This window comes from Bacteroides sp. AM32-11AC, from assembly GCF_003603515.1.
Taxonomy (GTDB): Bacteria; Bacteroidota; Bacteroidia; order Bacteroidales; family Bacteroidaceae; genus Bacteroides; species Bacteroides uniformis.
In genome coordinates this window covers 50132-69281 of record NZ_QTNH01000002.1, presented here as the reverse complement: position 1 = coordinate 69281, position 19150 = coordinate 50132, and the positions used below count along the sequence as shown (strand labels likewise).

At 37.7% G+C, this 19150-nt stretch carries 15 protein-coding genes and 2 pseudogenes; 9 read left to right on the top strand and 8 right to left on the bottom strand.

Annotation, left to right across the window (positions count from 1 at the left end; translation table 11 throughout):
- Positions 1–111 precede the first annotated feature (111 nt).
- Positions 112–546, top strand: a pseudogene (locus DW800_RS02160) (HTH domain-containing protein); the annotation flags it as partial.
- A 326-nt stretch (positions 547–872) separates the two neighbouring features.
- Here the strand turns inward: DW800_RS02160 and DW800_RS02155 are convergent.
- Positions 873–2555 (bottom strand): hypothetical protein, encoded by a 1683-nt coding sequence (locus DW800_RS02155; RefSeq protein ID WP_133303825.1) that lies wholly within the window; start codon positions 2553–2555, stop codon positions 873–875.
- 327 nt (positions 2556–2882) lie between these two features.
- Positions 2883–3725: pseudogene (locus tag DW800_RS02150) on the bottom strand (phage integrase SAM-like domain-containing protein); the annotation flags it as partial.
- A gap of 314 nt (positions 3726–4039) precedes the next feature.
- Here DW800_RS02150 and DW800_RS02145 point away from each other — a divergent pair.
- The 8 genes from DW800_RS02145 to DW800_RS02110 all read left to right on the top strand — a co-directional run bounded on the left by DW800_RS02145 (position 4040) and on the right by DW800_RS02110 (position 14347).
- A complete protein-coding gene (locus tag DW800_RS02145) occupies positions 4040–5539 on the top strand; it encodes an RNA-binding domain-containing protein (protein ID WP_032595111.1) in 1500 nt (499 codons plus the stop codon).
- A 4-nt stretch (positions 5540–5543) separates the two neighbouring features.
- Positions 5544–6251 carry a hypothetical protein gene (locus DW800_RS02140; protein ID WP_099146268.1) on the top strand — a complete coding sequence of 236 codons (708 nt, stop codon included), beginning with the start codon at positions 5544–5546 and terminating at the stop codon, positions 6249–6251.
- Positions 6252–6389: 138 nt separating this feature from the next.
- Entirely contained in the window at positions 6390–6596 is a 207-nt protein-coding gene (locus DW800_RS02135) for a helix-turn-helix transcriptional regulator (protein WP_032595260.1), read from the top strand.
- Between the two features lie 8 nt (positions 6597–6604).
- Positions 6605–7729 carry a DNA cytosine methyltransferase gene (locus DW800_RS02130; protein ID WP_032595259.1) on the top strand — a complete coding sequence of 375 codons (1125 nt, stop codon included), beginning with the start codon at positions 6605–6607 and terminating at the stop codon, positions 7727–7729.
- Positions 7730–7732: 3 nt separating this feature from the next.
- Complete coding sequence (locus tag DW800_RS02125) at positions 7733–9310, top strand: McrB family protein (protein WP_227073472.1); 1578 nt, start codon at positions 7733–7735, stop codon at positions 9308–9310.
- Between the two features lie 26 nt (positions 9311–9336).
- Positions 9337–11538 carry a DUF2357 domain-containing protein gene (locus tag DW800_RS02120; RefSeq protein WP_119957745.1) on the top strand — a complete coding sequence of 734 codons (2202 nt, stop codon included), beginning with the start codon at positions 9337–9339 and terminating at the stop codon, positions 11536–11538.
- A gap of 86 nt (positions 11539–11624) precedes the next feature.
- Entirely contained in the window at positions 11625–13823 is a 2199-nt protein-coding gene (locus DW800_RS02115) for a hypothetical protein (RefSeq protein WP_117976705.1), read from the top strand.
- A gap of 5 nt (positions 13824–13828) precedes the next feature.
- Entirely contained in the window at positions 13829–14347 is a 519-nt protein-coding gene (locus DW800_RS02110) for a very short patch repair endonuclease (protein ID WP_099146266.1), read from the top strand.
- Positions 14348–14364: 17 nt separating this feature from the next.
- On the opposite strand, the gene DW800_RS02105 is transcribed toward DW800_RS02110, so the two are convergent.
- From DW800_RS02105 to mads1, 6 genes are all read right to left on the bottom strand, one after another.
- The gene (locus DW800_RS02105) at positions 14365–15018 is read right to left on the bottom strand and encodes a hypothetical protein (protein ID WP_032593655.1); all 654 of its coding nucleotides are present in this window, start codon (positions 15016–15018) and stop codon (positions 14365–14367) included.
- The gene (locus tag DW800_RS02100; RefSeq protein WP_117976701.1) at positions 15018–15917 is read right to left on the bottom strand and encodes a relaxase/mobilization nuclease domain-containing protein; all 900 of its coding nucleotides are present in this window, start codon (positions 15915–15917) and stop codon (positions 15018–15020) included. The genes DW800_RS02105 and DW800_RS02100 overlap by 1 nt, the downstream gene beginning before the upstream one ends.
- Entirely contained in the window at positions 15901–16275 is a 375-nt protein-coding gene (locus DW800_RS02095; RefSeq protein ID WP_177606446.1) for a MobC family plasmid mobilization relaxosome protein, read from the bottom strand. Before DW800_RS02095 ends, DW800_RS02100 begins: the two co-directional genes overlap by 17 nt.
- Positions 16276–16371: 96 nt before the next feature.
- Positions 16372–18174: a DUF3987 domain-containing protein gene (locus DW800_RS02090; protein WP_119957744.1), complete on the bottom strand. Its 1803-nt coding sequence runs from the start codon at positions 18172–18174 to the stop codon at positions 16372–16374.
- Positions 18125–18724 (bottom strand): BT4734/BF3469 family protein, encoded by a 600-nt coding sequence (locus tag DW800_RS02085; protein ID WP_004313940.1) that lies wholly within the window; start codon positions 18722–18724, stop codon positions 18125–18127. The genes DW800_RS02090 and DW800_RS02085 overlap by 50 nt, the downstream gene beginning before the upstream one ends.
- Positions 18721–19074: a methylation-associated defense system helix-turn-helix domain-containing protein MAD1 gene (gene mads1, locus DW800_RS02080; RefSeq protein WP_004313943.1), complete on the bottom strand. Its 354-nt coding sequence runs from the start codon at positions 19072–19074 to the stop codon at positions 18721–18723. Before mads1 ends, DW800_RS02085 begins: the two co-directional genes overlap by 4 nt.
- Positions 19075–19150: the final 76 nt, after the last annotated feature.

Sequence of the window (19150 nt, the reverse complement as noted above, 5' to 3'; positions counted from 1 at the left end):
ATGCAGATACGCAACAATACATTGATAACGGAATGTTCAGCTTATGATTTCAAGGAAATGTTGGAACGTAAGAAAGTGAAGTCATGGCTTAAATCCGTGTCGGCTTTTGCCAATACGGAAGCATCTTCTTTCTTCACTACATTCTATAATCTGAATTGGGGAAAGAACGAAAGAATACCCGTAGAAGAAGTGGCCGAAAGGGTAAACAGTCCCCTCAAAAAGTATCCTGCAAACGAAGAAAGTTCGGTCGAAAAGTTCGGTGTAAATGCGAAAATGTTCGGTGTAAACGACAAAAGTTCGGAGACAAGGTTCGGAGAGAGCACAGATGCCCCTAAAAACATAGGAAAGACAGCACAGAAGATTATCGATTTCGTCATTTCCGATCCTCCTATGTCAGCCGAAACTATGGCTTACAAGATTGGTATAAGTTCTCGTGCCGTAGAAAAACAAATTGCAAAATTGCGGTCTATGGGTATCTTATCTCGTGAAGGTGCGGACTTTGGTGGCTATTGGCGCATTGTCATTAATCCTCAAACTGAAAAATAAGTATATAAGATTGACTTGAAATTCAAAAACACAAGAGGCGTGCAACTTAATGGATTACACGCCTCTTTTTTCTATAAAATCACCTATTGCAACTTACTTCACTTCCTCAAAGTCAACAGCATCTCTGTATGAGCAACTTGCGTGAACGTGTTGCAAATATAGTGCAAATCCGAAAATAAGCATCCATAAGCAACACACGCTCTTGCACACAAAAGTACGATTTTTATCCATAAATAACGAGATGTAAACGCATAAAAATCAAAAAAGAACAGAAAACTATCCCCTTTATTCTATTTGTGAATGATGTATTATGACAAGCTTGCTATTTATAAATCTAAAATCTCCAAAAGACTAATTCGTCCAAAATAAAATGTTCGTCCCTCCTCTCTTTTATGGCAATAAGCTCGAATATAGTTTTCGCCCCAACCTTCAGTATCAAGTTGTATATCACTGATAGTACGAATACTGGTTTCAGCTTTTGTTTGCATTTGAATCAACTTGTTTGTTTCAGGATCCATAGTAACAAAACTTCGAGCTGGTTTCGTATATTCCATTCTGACATATTTATGATTAGGGATTATAATATTCATCATATTAGCCACGGTCTGAATTCCTAATTCACTAGCTGACAACCTTAATGTGTAATATCTGCTTTTCAGATGAATATCTTCCATCTTTGATATATCAAAACTACGAATCATATTTTTTACATAACAATATCCAGCAATAGCATTTTCTTTGTATTTGGTAGGTTTGACTATAGTCTTATCTTTTTCATATTGGAATACAATATATTTATTTGTTCGAATTGCTATATCTATAATATTTTGTGAAAGCGTAGAAATGCTATTTTTTTCTGACAAAGCAATAGGTTTATCATCAACAACCTCTTTTTCGACCTCTTCGTCTTGGATAAGTGCAAAATCAGTTTCTTGTATTATCGGTATATAACCAAACTGTCCAATACCCAAATATTGTTCTCTGTAGTTTTGAGCTGACCAATTTAAAGCAAGTTCTTTTGTCCATTGCAGAACTGGTTCTATACGTTTAGTCACCACTAGGCCTAAAGGTATATTAAATTGTGGATAAATGCTTTTAATGACATCTGCGATAAAACGGCAACATCCATCTGGATTTTGATGTATTTGTATTTCTGCAAAACGTATGACAATCCATCCTCTATTTTTAAATTCATTATTTCGATTTATATCAGCAAATCGAAAATGCGTTGGTTTCCTATTTTTTATATCATTGATTCCCTCATAAGGTTCATCTATCTCTATATCAAGAAAAATATTGATCCCGTCTTTTTCATTCAAAAGCGAAATATCAGGTTCATATCGATTCTTTTTAGTTAGTACATATCGGTCATCATAAATTTTAAAAGTTTCCTTAAAATATTTTCGTATGTATTGCAAGAAATCATCTTCTTTATATCCTTTTCTACCAGTCCTTCCTTTTTGAGGAAATTTGATTACGCAGCCAGATTTTGAAGGCATTATGACATACGGATAGTTTAAAGGTTCTGTTTGCGTAAATATATTTATAGGATTGTAACCTATATATTTAGGTTTTGAAAATTTAGAGTAATCTTCTTTTGCAATAAGCTCAAGAGCCATTGAAGACATTATCGATGGGGCATTTACATCCTTCTCTTTTACAATTGAAAATGATGTTTCTCTTGAATTATTTTTTAATTCATTAGCAAACGGAATAATTTCCGATTTAACAATTTCTTTCGACTTTTTAATTTGAGATGATAATTGTACTAAATCTTCACTTAATTTGTTACCGAGACAAGGTTTTGGAACAGATATCTGTATCGGTTTTTCTTTTGACACATTTGAGGATGATTGAATAATCCCATCACCTTCTACCTTATTTCTTCTCTCCTTGATTATTTTAAGCAGAAAAAGTATGATAATAAATATAAAAACTACAGCAATTATTATCCAAGTAACAAATTGTTCATTACCTGTTTGATTTATTCCTACTGATATAGTATCCATAATGAATGATTGATATGTTTGTTTGCAAAGATAATTATTTTCAATAAACAACATTGCTATATATTTAAGTAATTGAGTTTTTAGCTCACATATCATTCTTATAAGAATATTTTTACCAAAGCAATTTTTTTAAATGTTTTTAGATATTCCCTCTAAAAAATGATTTTCTTTATTTTATTGAAACGACACACACTTTTTTAGTAAATCTGCAATACACAAGAATGATGCACCAATCAGGAAATCCATCTACCCCATCGTTGTACTTCCAAAACCGAATGTTGAGTTTTACAGGCTTGATTTCCACACTTATGCAAAATCCGTTCATTGTCGGTTGCCAACTATCCATTTCTCGCCGTTCACCTCTATGATTTCATCCGTTGTCAGTTCTTTCATATCCACGAAACTGAGTGCAGTGAAGCAGGCAAACACGAATAAGTCTCGAACAAATGCAAGCGATGGATTTCAAACTCATGTGTCATGATGACCTTTATCTCATCTTCTGTCAGATACTCACGTTCTTTTACGTTCAGACTGATATGGAACTCTGCAAACGGATTTCTCGGTATCAGCCCGTTATAATGCGCACGCATCACCACACTTTTCAGCCACATATAGTTGAGCCATATCGTGGCGTTCTTCAAATTATGTTCGGTTGTAAGATAAGCAGCAAACTCCTTGATAAAGTCAGGCGTAAGTTCCAACATGACCATATCATTTCGCTTATAGAATGCCTTGATGAAAGCTGCGACATTATTTCTTGCCCTTAGCATTACCTTGTACATTCTAATGGTGCGGTCTTTACCCGCTCGTTTCATGAAGTTGGCGCAATCTTTATCGAAGGCTTTGAGCAGTGTTTCATAGTCGCTACCCATACCTTGATAGGCATTGCCCATTTCTGAGGTTATATACGCTTCACGGTCGGATATGCACTAGTAGTGCTTGATGATTTGTGCCTTGATATTATCCAAGACAAGATTAATCTCTCTGGCTTCCTTGCATTTCCCTTTAGCCTTGTTCCCTTTAGCATCCAAAGTTCTTTCGGGATGTTACATTGCAACTGAACTGCGATACAGTTCCATTAATTGTTACCCTTCTTATGATAGGGACAATTCCTTTTTTCTCTTTGCTGCCGTTCGCATAGAACAGTACCTTGAATGTGCTTCTGCTCATACTCGTTTTCTATTTCAAAACTAATAATCAACGAGTTAGACCTTAATAGACAAACCTAAGCGAGGCGGAGCAATCGTCACGGTAACTGTTAAAACTGACCTTCGGGCGGGTAATGATTTGAAAACCTAACTGCTTCTGTATTCCACTTTTCTTTGCGTTTTACCTTTTTCTCCGTGGCTTCGTCTGTCACCGCAAACGCTTTATTAATAAGCCATTCAGTGCCATTTCTCCCTTTTTATTCATTTATTCCTGAGATTTTTCGTATGTTTGTACATCATATTGGGAGATTATACCCAAACTACAATAAGGAAACTATGCAGATACATACCAATACATTGATAGCGGAATGCTCAGCTTACGATTTCAAAGAAATGTTGGAACGCAAGAAAGTAAAGTCGTGGCTCAAATCCGTGTCGGCTTTTGCCAATACGGATGGTGGCAGTTTGTTCTATGGAGTGAACGATGACGGAGTAATTGTTGGTTTGGAGAATCCACAAGCCGATGCTGATTTTATCAGTGAAATGATAAAGGCACGACTTGACCCTGTGCCGGAAGTTCAACTTATTCCGATAGAGCACGAAGGACATACCTTACTTGAAGTGAAAGTAAAAGCTGGAACACTTACACCTTATTATTATTATCAAGATGGAACACGTACCGCATATGTACGAGTTGGCAATGAAAGCGTGGAGTGCAATTCGCAACAACTTCTTTCATTGGTGTTGAAAGGCACACACATGACATGGGATTCATTGCCTACCCAAGTGAATGCCAGCAAACATTCTTTCATCATCCTTGCCAATACTTTCCATGAGCAAACTCATCAGGAATGGAATGACAAATATTTGGAATCATTCGGACTGGTTACTCCTGACGGTAAACTAACCAATGCCGGACTATTGTTTGTAGATAATTGCACCGTATTCCAATCTCGCATCTTCTGTACCCGTTGGACGGGACTCTACAAGGATGATGCTATCAGTTCCGTGGAACATCGGGCTAATCTTGTGTTGCTCTTAAAATATGGTATGGACTTCTTCAAGAACTATACTATGAGTGGCTGGGTGAAGATGCCCAACTATCGCCTTAATCTACCCGACTACTCTGACCGTGCCATCTTTGAAGGATTGGTAAATCACCTTATTCATAGAGATTATACCGTTATGGGTGGTGAAGTACACATTGACATCTATGATGACCGAGTAGAATTAGTATCACCCGGTGCGATGCTTGACGGTACGCAAATCCAAGACCGTGACATATACAAAGTGCCGTCCATGCGTCGTAACCCTGTTATTGCGGATATGTTTACGCAATTGGACTATATGGAGAAACGTGGCTCTGGTTTACGAAAAATGCGGGAACTCACAGAGAAACTGCCCAATTTCCTGCCTGGCAAAGAACCACAATATCAAACGGAAGCGACTTCTTTCTACACCACGTTCTATAATTTGAACTGGGGTGAGAACGGAAAAATACCTGTTGAGGAAGTAGCCGACAGAGTAAATGGTTCGGTCGAAAAGTTCGGTGTAAACGAAGAAAGTTCGGTCGAAAAGTTCGGTGTAAATGCAGATAAGTTAGGAAACACATCGAAAACGCCGAAGAAGATCAATAAAACCGCACAAAAAATTATTGATCTTGTTATTTCCGACCCATCAATCACAGCCGATAATATGGCTAATAAGGTTGGTGTAACTAAACGCGCTATAGAGAAAAACATCAAGAGCCTTAGGGATATGGGAATTTTGGCTCATGAAGGTTCTGATAAGGCTGGCTATTGGCGTATTGTTATTAATCCTCAAACTGAGCAATAAACCTATGGGAACACCTTTCATACCACTCGGTGCAATAATTGCCGTTTTGATTATCGCCTTTTTGTTTGCCTCTTTACCGCAGGTAAACCATAAAACACGATACAGAGTACTTTATGCAATAGCCATTATTATGCTATTAGCTGTTATCCCTATTAGTGAGTATATGGCTGGTGACACACAAAACTCAAGTAACAATTATCTGCTTGTCCTAATATTCGATATTGCAGTAGGATATTTCTGTATGTACATTGCTGCTTTGCTGAAATTCAACGTTCTTAAACGAAAAAACCAGGCACTGGAAAATGCCTTAACAGAAAAAGAACAAGAAAAAGTATCTATTTTACTGGAACACCAAAATGAAAAACAACAAGCACTTCAAAGAGAAGAACTTGAATGGTTAGCTGAAAAAATCAAAATGTTCACTGAAGAAGAACAGAAATCCATTCTTGCAAGCGCTTACGCATTTGCAGAACATGACCTAATAGTAGCTCCTTCAATAGTCATACAACAAGACACTTGTAGCCAACAAGAGCTTATGTATTTTATCTGCTCTGCTTTTTTCAACATGGGCAAGAAGCGCAATGACATTGTCAGTTTCTTATTTCAAGTCTTTCCTCTCTATTTTCCTGCTGGAGAAAGTGCATTGGCTAAAAAGATGCCGGGATTGGAAAAAGTTAAGGAAAGAAGGGAAAAGGAAAATCAATCTAAGTAAATTTTCCAACATACATCATTGAAGTATATTCCAATATAAAGTTGCTTTTCAACACATATTTGTTAGAAAACTATTATGAATAGAAAAAAGTCTCGATTATAATGATTACCTTTGTATTTAAAACATGTCATAGAACGTATGAATAAAGACATAAATCGTTTAAAGGTGGTTCTTGCAGAAAAGAAACGCACCAATAAATGGCTAGCAGAGCAGTTGGGAAAAGATCCGGGGACTGTTTCGAAATGGTGTACTAACACCATGCAGCCGAACTTGGAAACATTGGTCAAGATTGCTGAATGTTTAGATGTAGATGTGAAAGATTTACTTTGGTCAATAAAAGAATAAAATAACTAATGAACATATTTTCATTTTTTGCAGGTGCTGGTTTTTTGGATTTAGGATTCGAATTACAAGGTGATTATAATATTGTTTTCGTAAATGAATTTCACGAAGCTTTTGATCGTATTTATCGTTATGCAAGACAAAATATGGGATTGCAGGAACCCAAATACGGTCATCATATAGAAGATATAACTGAATATATTGATGGAGAGCATGGAGACAGGCTTCAAAGACTTATAGATTGGGTAGAAGAATCGAAAGAAGAAGAACTTACCGGTTTTATTGGAGGCCCTCCATGTCCCGATTTTTCTGTAGCAGGAAAAAATAGAGGACGTGATGGAGAAAATGGTAAGCTATCTGGAACGTATGCGCAACTAATTTGTACAGCACTCCCGGATTTTTTCCTTTTTGAAAATGTAAAAGGACTATATAGAACTGCAAGACATAGACAGTTTTTTGAAGAATTGAAACAGCAATTTAGAGCACATGGATATTCTCTAACAGAACAACTTGTCAACTCCTTGGAATTTGGAGCGGCACAAGATAGAGATAGAATTATATTAATAGGATTTCACCAAGATGCTGTTAATAGGCTACATCTTCAAGCGGATAACGGGGTCTTAATGAATTTTCCTTGGGAAGCGCATAAAAGATATAACTTGAAAGAAATAAAGAATCTTCCCTGGCCCAATAAATCTCCCTATCAAGAAAATACTCCTATGCTTATGCCTAATGGTATTATAGAAGACTTGACCATACAACATTGGTGGACGGAAAATGATGTGACACATCATCCCAATGCCAATATGTATTTCCAACCACGTGCGGGAATCGTAAGATTTAGGACAAAAGAAGAAGGCGATGTGGAAAAGAAATGTTATAAACGCCTACACAGATGGCGATATTCACCAACAGCCGCTTATGGGAATAATGAGGTTCATATACATCCTTTCCTGCCTCGAAGAATATCTGTAGCGGAATCATTGGCTATTCAATCATTGCCCGCAAATTTTATTCTACCACAAGATGTATCACTAACAGATGCCTTTAAAACAGTTGGGAACGGAGTTCCTTTCGTTTTAGCTAACGGCATAGCAAACTCTATTAATGACTATATTAATCACATAAATAATTAGTTTATGGCTTTGACTTTAGAACACTTCTTAAACTTAATCGATGAATTACCCAAAGGGGTTAATTTGGATTATGTAAAAGCTGGAACAAACAAAATCCAGCTTGACAGTGTTGATCATGTTGAAAAATACATATCAGCAACAAAAGTTGATACGGAAAAAGGTTCTACAAAAAGTGCCAATATAACAACGGAAAATCTCCGCATGTTTGTAAATAAGGTTGTTGAAAACAAGCCTTTACATATAGAATCTGTTTGGAATGGTTCAGGAAGTGCCCGTTCTGCATGGGAGGGCTTATTTGCTCACACATCGGAATTTTATACTCATTTTTCCAAAGGAAGAAAACATTTGGTATGGATTCCGACACATCCTCACACAGCAGGAGAAATAACACCTTTAACAAAAGAATTACTTGAATATCTATCTACCAATAAGAGTTCAACAGACGAGCGAGTATATAAATATATAGACATCATTACCGCCATCAAGACCAAGCCTTTCCTTTTGTTAGCTGGCATATCCGGTACAGGTAAAAGCCGTATTGTCCGTGAACTAGCCCGTGCATATTGGTACGAAAATTCCGCTGAATACAAGGCTCAGAAGCCAAAAAACTTTGAGATGATTCAGGTAAAACCTAATTGGCATGACTCTACGGAATTAATGGGATATGTGAGTCGTGTCAGCGGAAGTCCCATATATGTAATTGGCGATTTCTTAAGATTCATCACACGGGCTTGGGAAAACCTGGACACTCCTTATTTCCTTTGCTTGGATGAGATGAACCTTGCTCCTGTGGAACAATACTTTGCGGAATTTCTCAGCATAATAGAATCTCGTAAAAGCAGTGAAGACGGTACGATTGTAACAGACCCTATACTGAAGAAAAGCACAGAAGATTGGTATCGAGTATTGACTGCCGAACTGACAGGAGATAATGAAGCATTAAGGAATCGCTTTTTGGAAGAAGGCATCACCATTCCACAAAATCTAATTGTAGTGGGTACGGTAAATATGGATGAAACAACCTTCTCTTTCTCCCGAAAGGTACTCGACCGCGCTATGACAATAGAAATGAATGAAGTGGATTTGTATGCTGGTCTAGACAGCAGGTACGAACGAATTGGCAAACTGAGTAGCGACATGCTGATCGGTACAGCCGTAGAAGGTGTGGATGTGTACGCAGACAACGAAGAAGTCTGCAATAAGGTATTGACCTATTTACAAGCTGTGAATGACGTCCTCAATGGCACACCATTCAAAATCGCCTACCGTACGCGAAACGAATTCTTACTTTATGTGGTAAACAATTTGCCATACAACATGGATGAAAACGGAAATGAGTTCAGTGAGGATGAAGTCATAGCAACAGCATTGGATGAAATAACCAGTATGAAAATATTGTCGCGTATTGAAGGAGACGATACAAAAGTCAAGCATTCACTTCTTGAAAAATTGATTACCACTATCGAAACGCAGTTGCTGGTATTGACTGGAGAAGATAAGAAAATAGAATCTATTTCCATAGCCAAACTGAAAGAAATGCAAGGACGACTGTCATCCGGTTATACAAGTTTCTGGAGCTAAAAACTATCAGACATCTGCAAGAAACGATGGAACTGCTTACCATAAGACATCAGGATTTTGAAATGATTGTCGAATGTACAAAGTTCGATGATATTTGGCGCAAGGCTAAGAATAATGTGGGAGAAGAAGGCTTACACTCTACTTACTCTTGGTCAGAGGGAGTAGCATCTGTTACTTTAAGCAACCATATCGGAGAAAGAGTTGCGATTGAGGACAACCAACAAGCCCCTGCCGTGTTTTTTGATAATGTCGATTATCCTATTTGGATTGAATTCAAGGACTATGTGAAAAAAGCACAGTTCGGTTCCATTCTTCAAAATGAAAATGAGAAATTTACTTTTCGCAGACAGATATTAGCCGGTTTCTTGAACTATAGCAATGAGGTTGGGCGCAGTGAAATACAGTTCATATATCAAGTAGGGGCAGAGACCCGTGAGTTTGTTTTCTCTTTTGAAGTGTTAAGCACAAAACTCAATTATCACGAGCATTGGAGAACTATTATCGAGGATATTGAACAGGAATACAGGATGCTTTCACTTGATTATATGCGAAGAACCTTTCATGGTTTTTCGCCCGATACAAACGGAGAAACCCCTGAAATAATCTGGTGGAGCGTATTTGCCAATGAACAACAGAAATTCATAAAGGCTTGTAAAAATATCATTGACCGCCCACGGCATCGGCTACATGGAAAGGATGCTTACAAACGTGCTGACAAGCTGACATTTATTCCCTCTTACATAGAAAACGAATTGGCAGAACACAGAAATGACTGCGCTCATTTATACCGTGTAGAGGAACATGTATGGACAAACGATACACAGGAAAACAGGTTTCTGAAATTTGCTCTTGGACAAATTGCTGACAAATATGAAGTCTTGAAGAAGCGTATAGAAGCTGTGAAGAATGCTTCCGATGTGATGAAGGATGATATGCAAGCCACATTAACGGCACTTAAACATCTGCAACGAAATTCCTTTTTCCGCACTGTAGGAAATTACAAAGGAATGAATCAAGAGAGTTTGGTTCTGCAAAAAGCTACCGGATATAGTCAAGTATATCGCACATGGAATCTACTTCAACGCTCCTATTCACTGAATGATGGCATATATCGCTTGCAGACCAAAGATATAGCAACGCTTTATGAAATTTGGTGCTTTATAGAAGTAAGCCATATAGTAAAAGAAAAACTGCATTTGTCCAATGAAGACATAGACCACAGAAACCGTATGGAAATGAATGGTCTGTTTACATGGGATTTGGGCAAGGGAGAACATTCGCGCATCCTTTTCAAAAAAGATGATGTAGAACTGGCGGAGCTAATCTATAATCCAAAAAGTTCGGAACGCGAAAATAATTCTGTCGGTATAACTGACCTAGTAGTACCAACTGTTCCCCAAAAACCGGATATTGTATTGCAGCTTACAAAAAACGATTTGCAAGAAGGAATGAAAATGACTTACCTGTTTGATGCGAAATATCGTATTGATGGAAAGGATAAAAATGGAGTAGATGTTCCACCCGAAGATGCAATCAACCAAATGCATAGATACCGTGATGCCATCTATTATAAAGATTGTCAATCAAACGCTTTGAAAAAAGAAGTGATAGGTGGTTATATCCTGTTCCCAGGTGATGGTGAGCCTACTGATGTTGCCGTATCTAAGTTCCGTAAGACTATAGATGAGGTAAATATTGGAGCATTCCCACTTCGTCCCAAGGACACACATAACCGATTGCTTTTAGAGCAATTCATAGAAGAACTTATTCAAAATAAATCGCATGAAACCATATCGAAAGTGATACCACAGAAGGGCGCGTTATTGCAAGTGCCTAATCGCCTTCTTGTAGGTTTGGTTGGAAATAGTTCACGACCCGGATATACACAAAGTTTCCTTGACGGTAATGCCATTTTGTACTATACAGGACCAAAGTTCCCGACAACCATTTCATTGCATGACCTTCATTACTTTGTACCTTATATAAAAGGTGAAGGCGTTCGTGATTTATATGAAATTATCCGTATAAGAACCATAACGAGTAAAGAGGCAAAACAAGCCGAAAGTGAAGATATAACAGATGATATGCGTTTAGCATTCGAATTGCGTTTCAGCCGTAAGCTATTTGAGGATTATCGACAGATAGATACTCATAAGATGATTAATTATACTTTTATTGACACTACATTTGACGAGACAGAAAAGTGGTTGATAGTAAATGAGTCATAGCTATCTTTCACTAACAAATGTAATGGCATATTATACAGTTAACAAATAGATATTTACATAAATACAAAATCCTATTATTGCAATTTATGATACAAAAAATAAAAATTGATTGGAGAAATTGTTATGGTATTAAGGAGCTCAACCAAGAATTCAAGTTTACTCCTGGTAAACAAATACATTTAATCTATGCTCCAAATGGTTCAATGAAAACATCTTTTGCTAAAACTATGCGCTATTTATCAGGGCAGTCCAAAGAGAAACCATGTGACAAGCTACACGATAAAGACAAATCGAGTTTCATCCTAAAAGTGGACGGTTTAGATGTGTCTAAGGAAAATATATTCGTAGTTAATGGAGATGATGATATTGATTGTTCAAAGTCGTTTGTGAATTTCCTTGCAAGCTCAGAATTAAAAAACAGGTATGATTCTATATATCAACAATTGTCAGAGAAGAAGGAACTCCTCATAAGTAAATTAAAAAGTGCCTCTTTAAGTTCCGACTGTGAAAAAGAGATATTCGGTACTTTCAAACAAAATGATGCAGACACTATCTTTAGCATACTTGAGCGTTTAAACAGTGAAGTCAAATCAGGTTTACCAAAGTTTGAATTTAAGTATAATGATGTATTTGACACCAAAGAGAATGTTAAGAAATTTATAGAATCTAATAAAGATAACCTGAATATATATATCGACAATTACAATAGACTTTTAGGGAATTCCAAACTATTCCGAACTGTGGCCGGTCATACATTTGGAACGTATCATGTTACGCAATTACAACAGTATGTTTCTGATGGTTCATTTTTCGGTGTTAATCATAAAATTGTACTTCAGGACGATACGGAATTATCGTCCGAGACAGAGTTGCAAGAACTTATTAATAGTGAACAACAACGTCTTTTAAAGGATGAAAATTTAAAGAAAGCTTTTGATAAAATCACAAAAGCAATTGACAAAAATGTCGAATTGAGAGGTTTTAAATCTGTTTTGAACAATCATCCTGAATGGATACCTGAAATCATCAACTACGAAGTATTCCGAAAAAAAGTTTGGTTAGGGTATTTATCAGACAATGAGATAAAACCTCTGTTTGATGCTTATATACAAGTTTATAATGAAAATAAAGAGGCACTACAGCAAGTCTTAGAAGAGGCCAGCTCGCAGCAAGAAAGATGGGAACAAATTATAGCCCTTTATAATGCACGTTTTCATGTACCAATAAAAGTTTCTATAGCCAATCAAAAGGATATTATACTAAAACAAGAAGCAGCGAAACTACAGTTTTCTTACGTTGAAACTTCAAGTGCAGAAACAACTGTGGAGAAAGACGTGCTGGAGAAAATCCTTAGTCGAGGCGAAAAACGCGCTTTCATTATCCTGCAATTTCTCTTTGAAATGGAAGCACGTAAGACTATGGATCATGATACAATTTTAGTTATGGATGATATAGCTGATTCATTTGATTATCAAAACAAATATGCGATAGTAGAATATATTAAAGACATTGCTGCAGACAATAGCAATAAGTTCTATATGCTCGTGTTGACTCATAACTATGATTTCTATAGAACATTGTCGTCCCGTCTTAGTCTATTCCAACCAAATCTATGGATGGCAGAACGCTTAGCTAATGGAAAGGTAATCATCAACCAAGGTCAGTATAAAGGTAATATATATACTAATGCTTTTATCGAGCATGATAATGATGATAAAATATTTATAAGCATGATTCCTTTTGTTAGAAATCTGATAGAATATACTAAAGGGGAAAATGATGATTACAAAACATTAACAGAATGCCTTCATAAAAAAGCAAATACACGAACTATTACAATTGAGCAGTTGATAAATATTATGACTGATTTTACACAAGGTAAAGGTATGAAACGCCCTAAATCAACAGATAAAATTTACGACTTGATTATGCAAACCGCAGATAGCATCATAACCGAAGCCAATCCTAATCAAGTGCTAATTGAAAATAAAGTGTGCTTATCTATTGCCATAAGACACCTGGCGGAAAATTATATGTACGACAAAATGATAGCAAAAGGTAAAAGTGAAGAAGATTTAGCTGTAACAGGTAGTCAAACGGGGAGGTGGACAAGTCTATTTAAAAAAGTCTGTCCGAGAGATGCTCATTATGGTATTATAGAGCGTGTTAATATGATGACTCCTGAACTAATTCATGTAAACAGTTTTATGTTTGAGCCTCTCATAGATATGTCTATATATCATTTAATTCAACTGTATAAAGACTGTAAAGAACAACTCAAATAAACGAAATGGCTGATGTACTGACCAAAGAACAACGACGCCGTAACATGGCTGCTATACATGGAAAGAATACGAAACCCGAAATATTGGTACGGAAATTTCTTTTTAGCCGTGGTTTTCGCTATCGGCTGAATCATCCACGTCTTCCCGGTCATCCTGATATAGTACTTCGCAAATACCGAACTGTTATTTTTGTGAATGGCTGTTTTTGGCATGGTCATGATAATTGCAGATACTTTCGCCTACCTAAAACAAACATTGACTTTTGGCAAAAGAAAATAGAACGAAACAAAGAGCGTGATAAAAAAGAGCAATGCCAGCTTGCTGCTATGGGCTGGCATTGCATTACAATTTGGGAATGTCAACTAAAACCTAAAGTCCGCATACAAACACTTGAATCATTAGCATATACATTGAATCATATTTTTCTTGAAGACCGAAAAATCAAAACATATCAAATAGTAGAAAATGACAATAATTTCATGGTCGCTGAACCGGAAGTGTCATATGGTAAAATAGACAAATAATAATCTATAAAAACTTCTTATTCCGCATCAGGCTTAGATTTTACATAAGTAATTTCCACTAAATGCTGATATTGTTCCTTCATTGCCCGATACATCGAATAATACGCAAAGCCCTCTTCTTTATACTTCATGCTACTAGCAGAAACAGCAACAGCCCATATAATAATAACGGCAATAATGGACACTATATGCCGGAGTTTTATATGATAGCCACATATAAACAACCCACTGATATTAGGCGGAATAATAGTTACAGGGCTTTTCAATGCATTGATTTTTGCCAATATCTCATCCTGCCGTTTCAATATACACCTAATATTAGTTTCGATAGTCATACGATTCTGATTGTAATCGCAAACGTGCCGATAAAGATATTCAAGAAGTTTGGACTTCTGCTTGAATAAATCAATGAGTTTTGGAAACCATAGCGAAAACGGCAATGTGTTGGGCTGCTGTTGCCAGATATGTTTCTTGACCACAGACAAGGCTTCGTTCCAGCAAGTACAGAAACTTTTGGCAATTCCATTATAAATAGCCTTTTCATTGAAATCCGCTTTTACAGATTGTTCCGGTTTAGGAACAGTGGTGTTCTGTTTTTCAATACATTCTTTCAGTTCGTTGATACTTTGGCGCAAATTCGCAAGATTTGCAGCTACTACATCTTCTTTCATTATCTTCTACGTTTTGAGGTTTTATAAAAAGGTTCGTTTCTTTCGTTGTCTTTGTTTTTATCGTCTCGCCATCCTTGTTCATTGTTGGCTCCTCCACCTCCACTGGTAGTTATGGCTTGATGGGGTTGAATAATCAGTTCCGCTACCACATTACCCAATGTAGCACAAAGGCTGTTAAAACTCAAATCACGGTCAAGTTTAGAACCAGCCATACTATACTCATCCTGACTGAATGATATACCACGAATTTTATCAGAATTCTCAGCGTGATTAAAACGCATATCTATACCCAAACCTTTGAGAATGCAAAAAAAGTCATTCCACGAATGAGAATTTGCTCGTGCATCAAGAACTGAAGAACGGAGATTATATTTCCGTAATTGATGAGGACGCAAACGGCTCTTATTTCTGGCTTTGCTATTTTTAGGAGCAAAGTAAAGTCCATACTCTTTAGTTAAAGCACGACAGACTTTTGCATTGCGTATTCTTTCATTGCTGTCAGAAATGAGATTACCTTCATTGTCTATCCGATTAAATACCAAATGACAATGAGGATGTTTCGTATCGTGATGCCGGGCTATGATATATTGAGTATTGCGAATCCCCATTTGTTCCATCCATTTCTTGGCAATCTCCACCATAAGCGCATCCCCTTCTTCATTATCAGGAAAACGGCTAATATCTTGCGAAGAGAAAGCAAGTGATACGTGCTTCACAGGACTCTTTACTTTCGGGCGCATGGATGCTTGAAGGCAAAAAGAATCGGCAATCAACTTATTGCTAATGGCACATACTCCTTCGTGCGCCAAAAGTGTAGCGCATTTCTTCTTGTTCTTTTGATCGTTGGCATAGTTTACAATACCTCCGAAATCAACTCTTGTTTTAATCTTCGCTATCATGACAGGTATTCTTTACTTGGGTGATAATTCTACTAATTTCCGAGATAATCGAAAAACACTGTTGTTTGACTGTTTCCAATCCATAGATGTGCATCTGATGTGCAATCTGATTGACATTATTGGCGATACCGGAAAGGTCACGAATTGCCGATACCATTTCCGGACTAATACGCTGACAGACCTGACAATCCATTGCTGCCTGATGGCAAAATTCATTGACAGACAGTCTTGCCTGTTCCGCTTTAGATTGGATATAAATGTAGTCGTTCTCAGTAAACATTACCCGAAAACATTTGGTACGTTTCTGATAGCTCGCCAACTTTGGGCGGCCACCAAGTTTCTTTTCTTTTATACTCATATTGATTTTCGATATTGATAAATTGTTTTTTTGAGAGTGGCTGTTCTATCCGCTTGCCGCATAGGTTTTAGTGACACTAAAACACAAACTTGCCACTCAAAAAATCTTCCTATATTTCCCCTGCTCTATCCGGCATAGCTTGCCATCTTTAATAAAGGCTTCTATCCACTTGTTTGCCGTACTTCCATTCTCGCCCAAAGTTAAAACCGCCGCATCATAATCTTTCTTTGTGAAAGTGTCAGGCAACATATTATAAAGGATGTTCCTTCGTGCATAAACGCCTGTCTCTTGCGAATCGGCATTGAATCGTTTTGACTGATTTCCTGACAAATTCTGATAAATGAATACGGCATGATAAAGCAGGGTGTCGCAGATACTCATGGCTATGGAATAGTCAAACTCATGGCAAACCAATTGTACAGTCTCGTCAGAAGAAGATTTGTGAATCACATTATCCAAATGTCGGACAGAGGTCAACACCATCATTATACGATAAGCAATCAGTCCCATCCGTCTGACTACTCCTTGCATCTTGTTATCCACTTCGTCACAACATTCCTCATTCACACGACTGAGATATTCAATAAACTGTTCCTGCAAATCAGAGGGAAGAGAAAAGGAATAATTACCCTGCCGTACAAATTCCTCATGCAAATGACAGAATTTATCTCCCAACAGTTTGAACATGGCATTCTTGGATTGGGAAATGTCGCTTGTGGCAAACACATTTCTTATACCTCGTTTGAAGCGGATAATATAGAAACAAAAGCGACTCATCAATCCGTTCTCTGCATCAGGTATCAATCTTCTTACCTGTTCTGGAGTTCCAGCCAAAGCTACCGATACTCTCGGATTGGCTACTTCACAATACTCTCTATCCTTACGCCTACTCAAACTTACCAATTCATGATGGAATGCCTTTCGCAACACATCGGAGTAATTGCCGTAGTCCGATTTCAAAGTCTGACTTAACGTGTCGCCCTCCGATTCAAACAGCAGCCCGATTCCGTCATTATCTCCTAATATCTTCAAGAAAGAGCTTGCGCTACTATTGGCTGGAATCACGAGCATACGCATGGGCGGTTCAGTTGGCATAGCCATTCCATCGGTTTTCTTACCTTTAATATATGTGTTCATTGCTTCTTTATATTCCTGTTCCAATCGTTTGGAAAGTTCATGCAAATGGCGGTTGATGGGGGCTACCAATTCACGGCATAGAGTCAATGCTCCTTTTCCCATACCGGCATCCGCTACAACAAACAGATAGAGGTTGGGATAAACAATGCGTTCATCGTACACGCCACAAACATTATGAAAGCATACCGACAAACACACAATAGCCCCGATTAATATCGTATCACGGTCATCTACCGAAATGGAATTATTGACAACCTCATTTAGAAAAGGAGGAAGATGCTCAAACACACATTCAGGAAATGTAGGAAGTTCTTCTTCTGATTTTATCCATTTACCCGTTTTACCATTTTGGATATTTGGCAAAATGGATAAATGCTCTTTGAAGAACGGAGCCAATGAGATTCCAGCTTGATTTGCCAAATGGAAGAAAGAACGGATAGTAATGCCTTGCCCTTTGGAGTGCAGACAATGCGTGTATTGTTTATCCGTTTCTTCCTTTTGATAGGTAGGGTAAAACCTGCTGATGCGGTGGTAATACTCCCGCCCGTTCTCTCCCAATCCATCCACAAGCGCAAAGCCCAACTCCACCCAATCTTTATAATGAGGGGCTATATCAATGGCACACTGTTCTATCTCCCGAACAACACTTTCCACATCATCCTCCACCTTATTATATATAGGGGCAATACTTGGTGTATGTGCCTGTTGTATTTCAGAAGGGACATTCTCCCAATCTTGGGCGGAAAATATTTTCTTCGACATCATCTTTGTATTTAGGGTTAATATATGCTTGTGGGTCGTAGGGTAAGAAGCATGAACGAGCCACATCACTGCCGGACATATCCACCAATGGCAAACCTGTCGCTTTGATACAGTTGGTAACAGCCTTGAAGTACCGGGAATGTTCCCAGCCTTTCAAATCAACAGGTATTATCCACTTCAATCCATTACCGGATGGACTGACAAATAACAGTTCTGTATCAAAATACTCATGGTTAAGTAATTGTTGCTTTAACCTCCCTATGTTATCCACATGATCGAAATCCAAACACATCAATCCTGAGTGCATAATCAGTTCCTTTTCATTCCGTTTTCGGAATAATCCCGAAAAAGTACAATAGTCAAAATGGGTGGCTTTGTACCTTTTGGCTTCGGGAGAGGACTGCATCTGCCGCAGGTTCTCGGTTTGTGGTTGGGCATAATGTCCGATGACATAACGATACACATCCACAATACCTATAGCCCTCATCGGTTCGATGTTTTGAATGGGCTTGCGAAAGAATGAAAAGCAATAGTCGGTCGTTTCCATCATCTGATAATCTTTTTAGATTCGACAAATCGTCTGGCTTCTTCCATTAAGTCATCTTGGGTCTTGTGCGATTTGTTCTTCAGCCAATCGTCAATCTCTGATTGCAGGAAAGCCAAAGCCTTGTTTATTTTATGTACGGGAATCTGTTTGGTTGACACCCATCCATAAACCGTTTGTTTGGCAGGATGTGATGGCAGATAAGCACAAAGCTCATCTATATCCATCCACTTGGGTGAGTTACTTGCCTGTTTATGCTGCAAGGCATTCACTTTAGATTGCAGTACTTCTACGGACTCAATCAGGTAGGACAACGCATTCGGCATTTCCTCCAATGAATTTACTTTATAGGCCATTTTTTCTTCGTATTAAAATTTATGCCGCAAAAGTATAGGGATGCTTATAGGTGCTAAATAGGTGCTTGACCGCCAC

Coding starts and splice junctions, on each gene's coding strand:
- mads1 (WP_004313943.1), bottom strand. CDS start 19,074: ATGGCCTATAAAGTAAATTCATTGGAGGAAATGCCGAATGCGTTGTCC.
- DW800_RS02115 (WP_117976705.1), top strand. CDS start 11,625: ATGATACAAAAAATAAAAATTGATTGGAGAAATTGTTATGGTATTAAG.
- DW800_RS02155 (WP_133303825.1), bottom strand. CDS start 2,555: ATGGATACTATATCAGTAGGAATAAATCAAACAGGTAATGAACAATTT.
- DW800_RS02135 (WP_032595260.1), top strand. CDS start 6,390: ATGAATAAAGACATAAATCGTTTAAAGGTGGTTCTTGCAGAAAAGAAA.
- DW800_RS02085 (WP_004313940.1), bottom strand. CDS start 18,724: ATGATGGAAACGACCGACTATTGCTTTTCATTCTTTCGCAAGCCCATT.
- DW800_RS02140 (WP_099146268.1), top strand. CDS start 5,544: ATGGGAACACCTTTCATACCACTCGGTGCAATAATTGCCGTTTTGATT.
- DW800_RS02120 (WP_119957745.1), top strand. CDS start 9,337: ATGGAACTGCTTACCATAAGACATCAGGATTTTGAAATGATTGTCGAA.
- DW800_RS02125 (WP_227073472.1), top strand. CDS start 7,733: ATGGCTTTGACTTTAGAACACTTCTTAAACTTAATCGATGAATTACCC.
- DW800_RS02090 (WP_119957744.1), bottom strand. CDS start 18,174: ATGTCGAAGAAAATATTTTCCGCCCAAGATTGGGAGAATGTCCCTTCT.
- DW800_RS02130 (WP_032595259.1), top strand. CDS start 6,605: ATGAACATATTTTCATTTTTTGCAGGTGCTGGTTTTTTGGATTTAGGA.
- DW800_RS02105 (WP_032593655.1), bottom strand. CDS start 15,018: ATGAAAGAAGATGTAGTAGCTGCAAATCTTGCGAATTTGCGCCAAAGT.
- DW800_RS02095 (WP_177606446.1), bottom strand. CDS start 16,275: ATGAGTATAAAAGAAAAGAAACTTGGTGGCCGCCCAAAGTTGGCGAGC.
- DW800_RS02110 (WP_099146266.1), top strand. CDS start 13,829: ATGGCTGATGTACTGACCAAAGAACAACGACGCCGTAACATGGCTGCT.
- DW800_RS02145 (WP_032595111.1), top strand. CDS start 4,040: ATGCAGATACATACCAATACATTGATAGCGGAATGCTCAGCTTACGAT.
- DW800_RS02100 (WP_117976701.1), bottom strand. CDS start 15,917: ATGATAGCGAAGATTAAAACAAGAGTTGATTTCGGAGGTATTGTAAAC.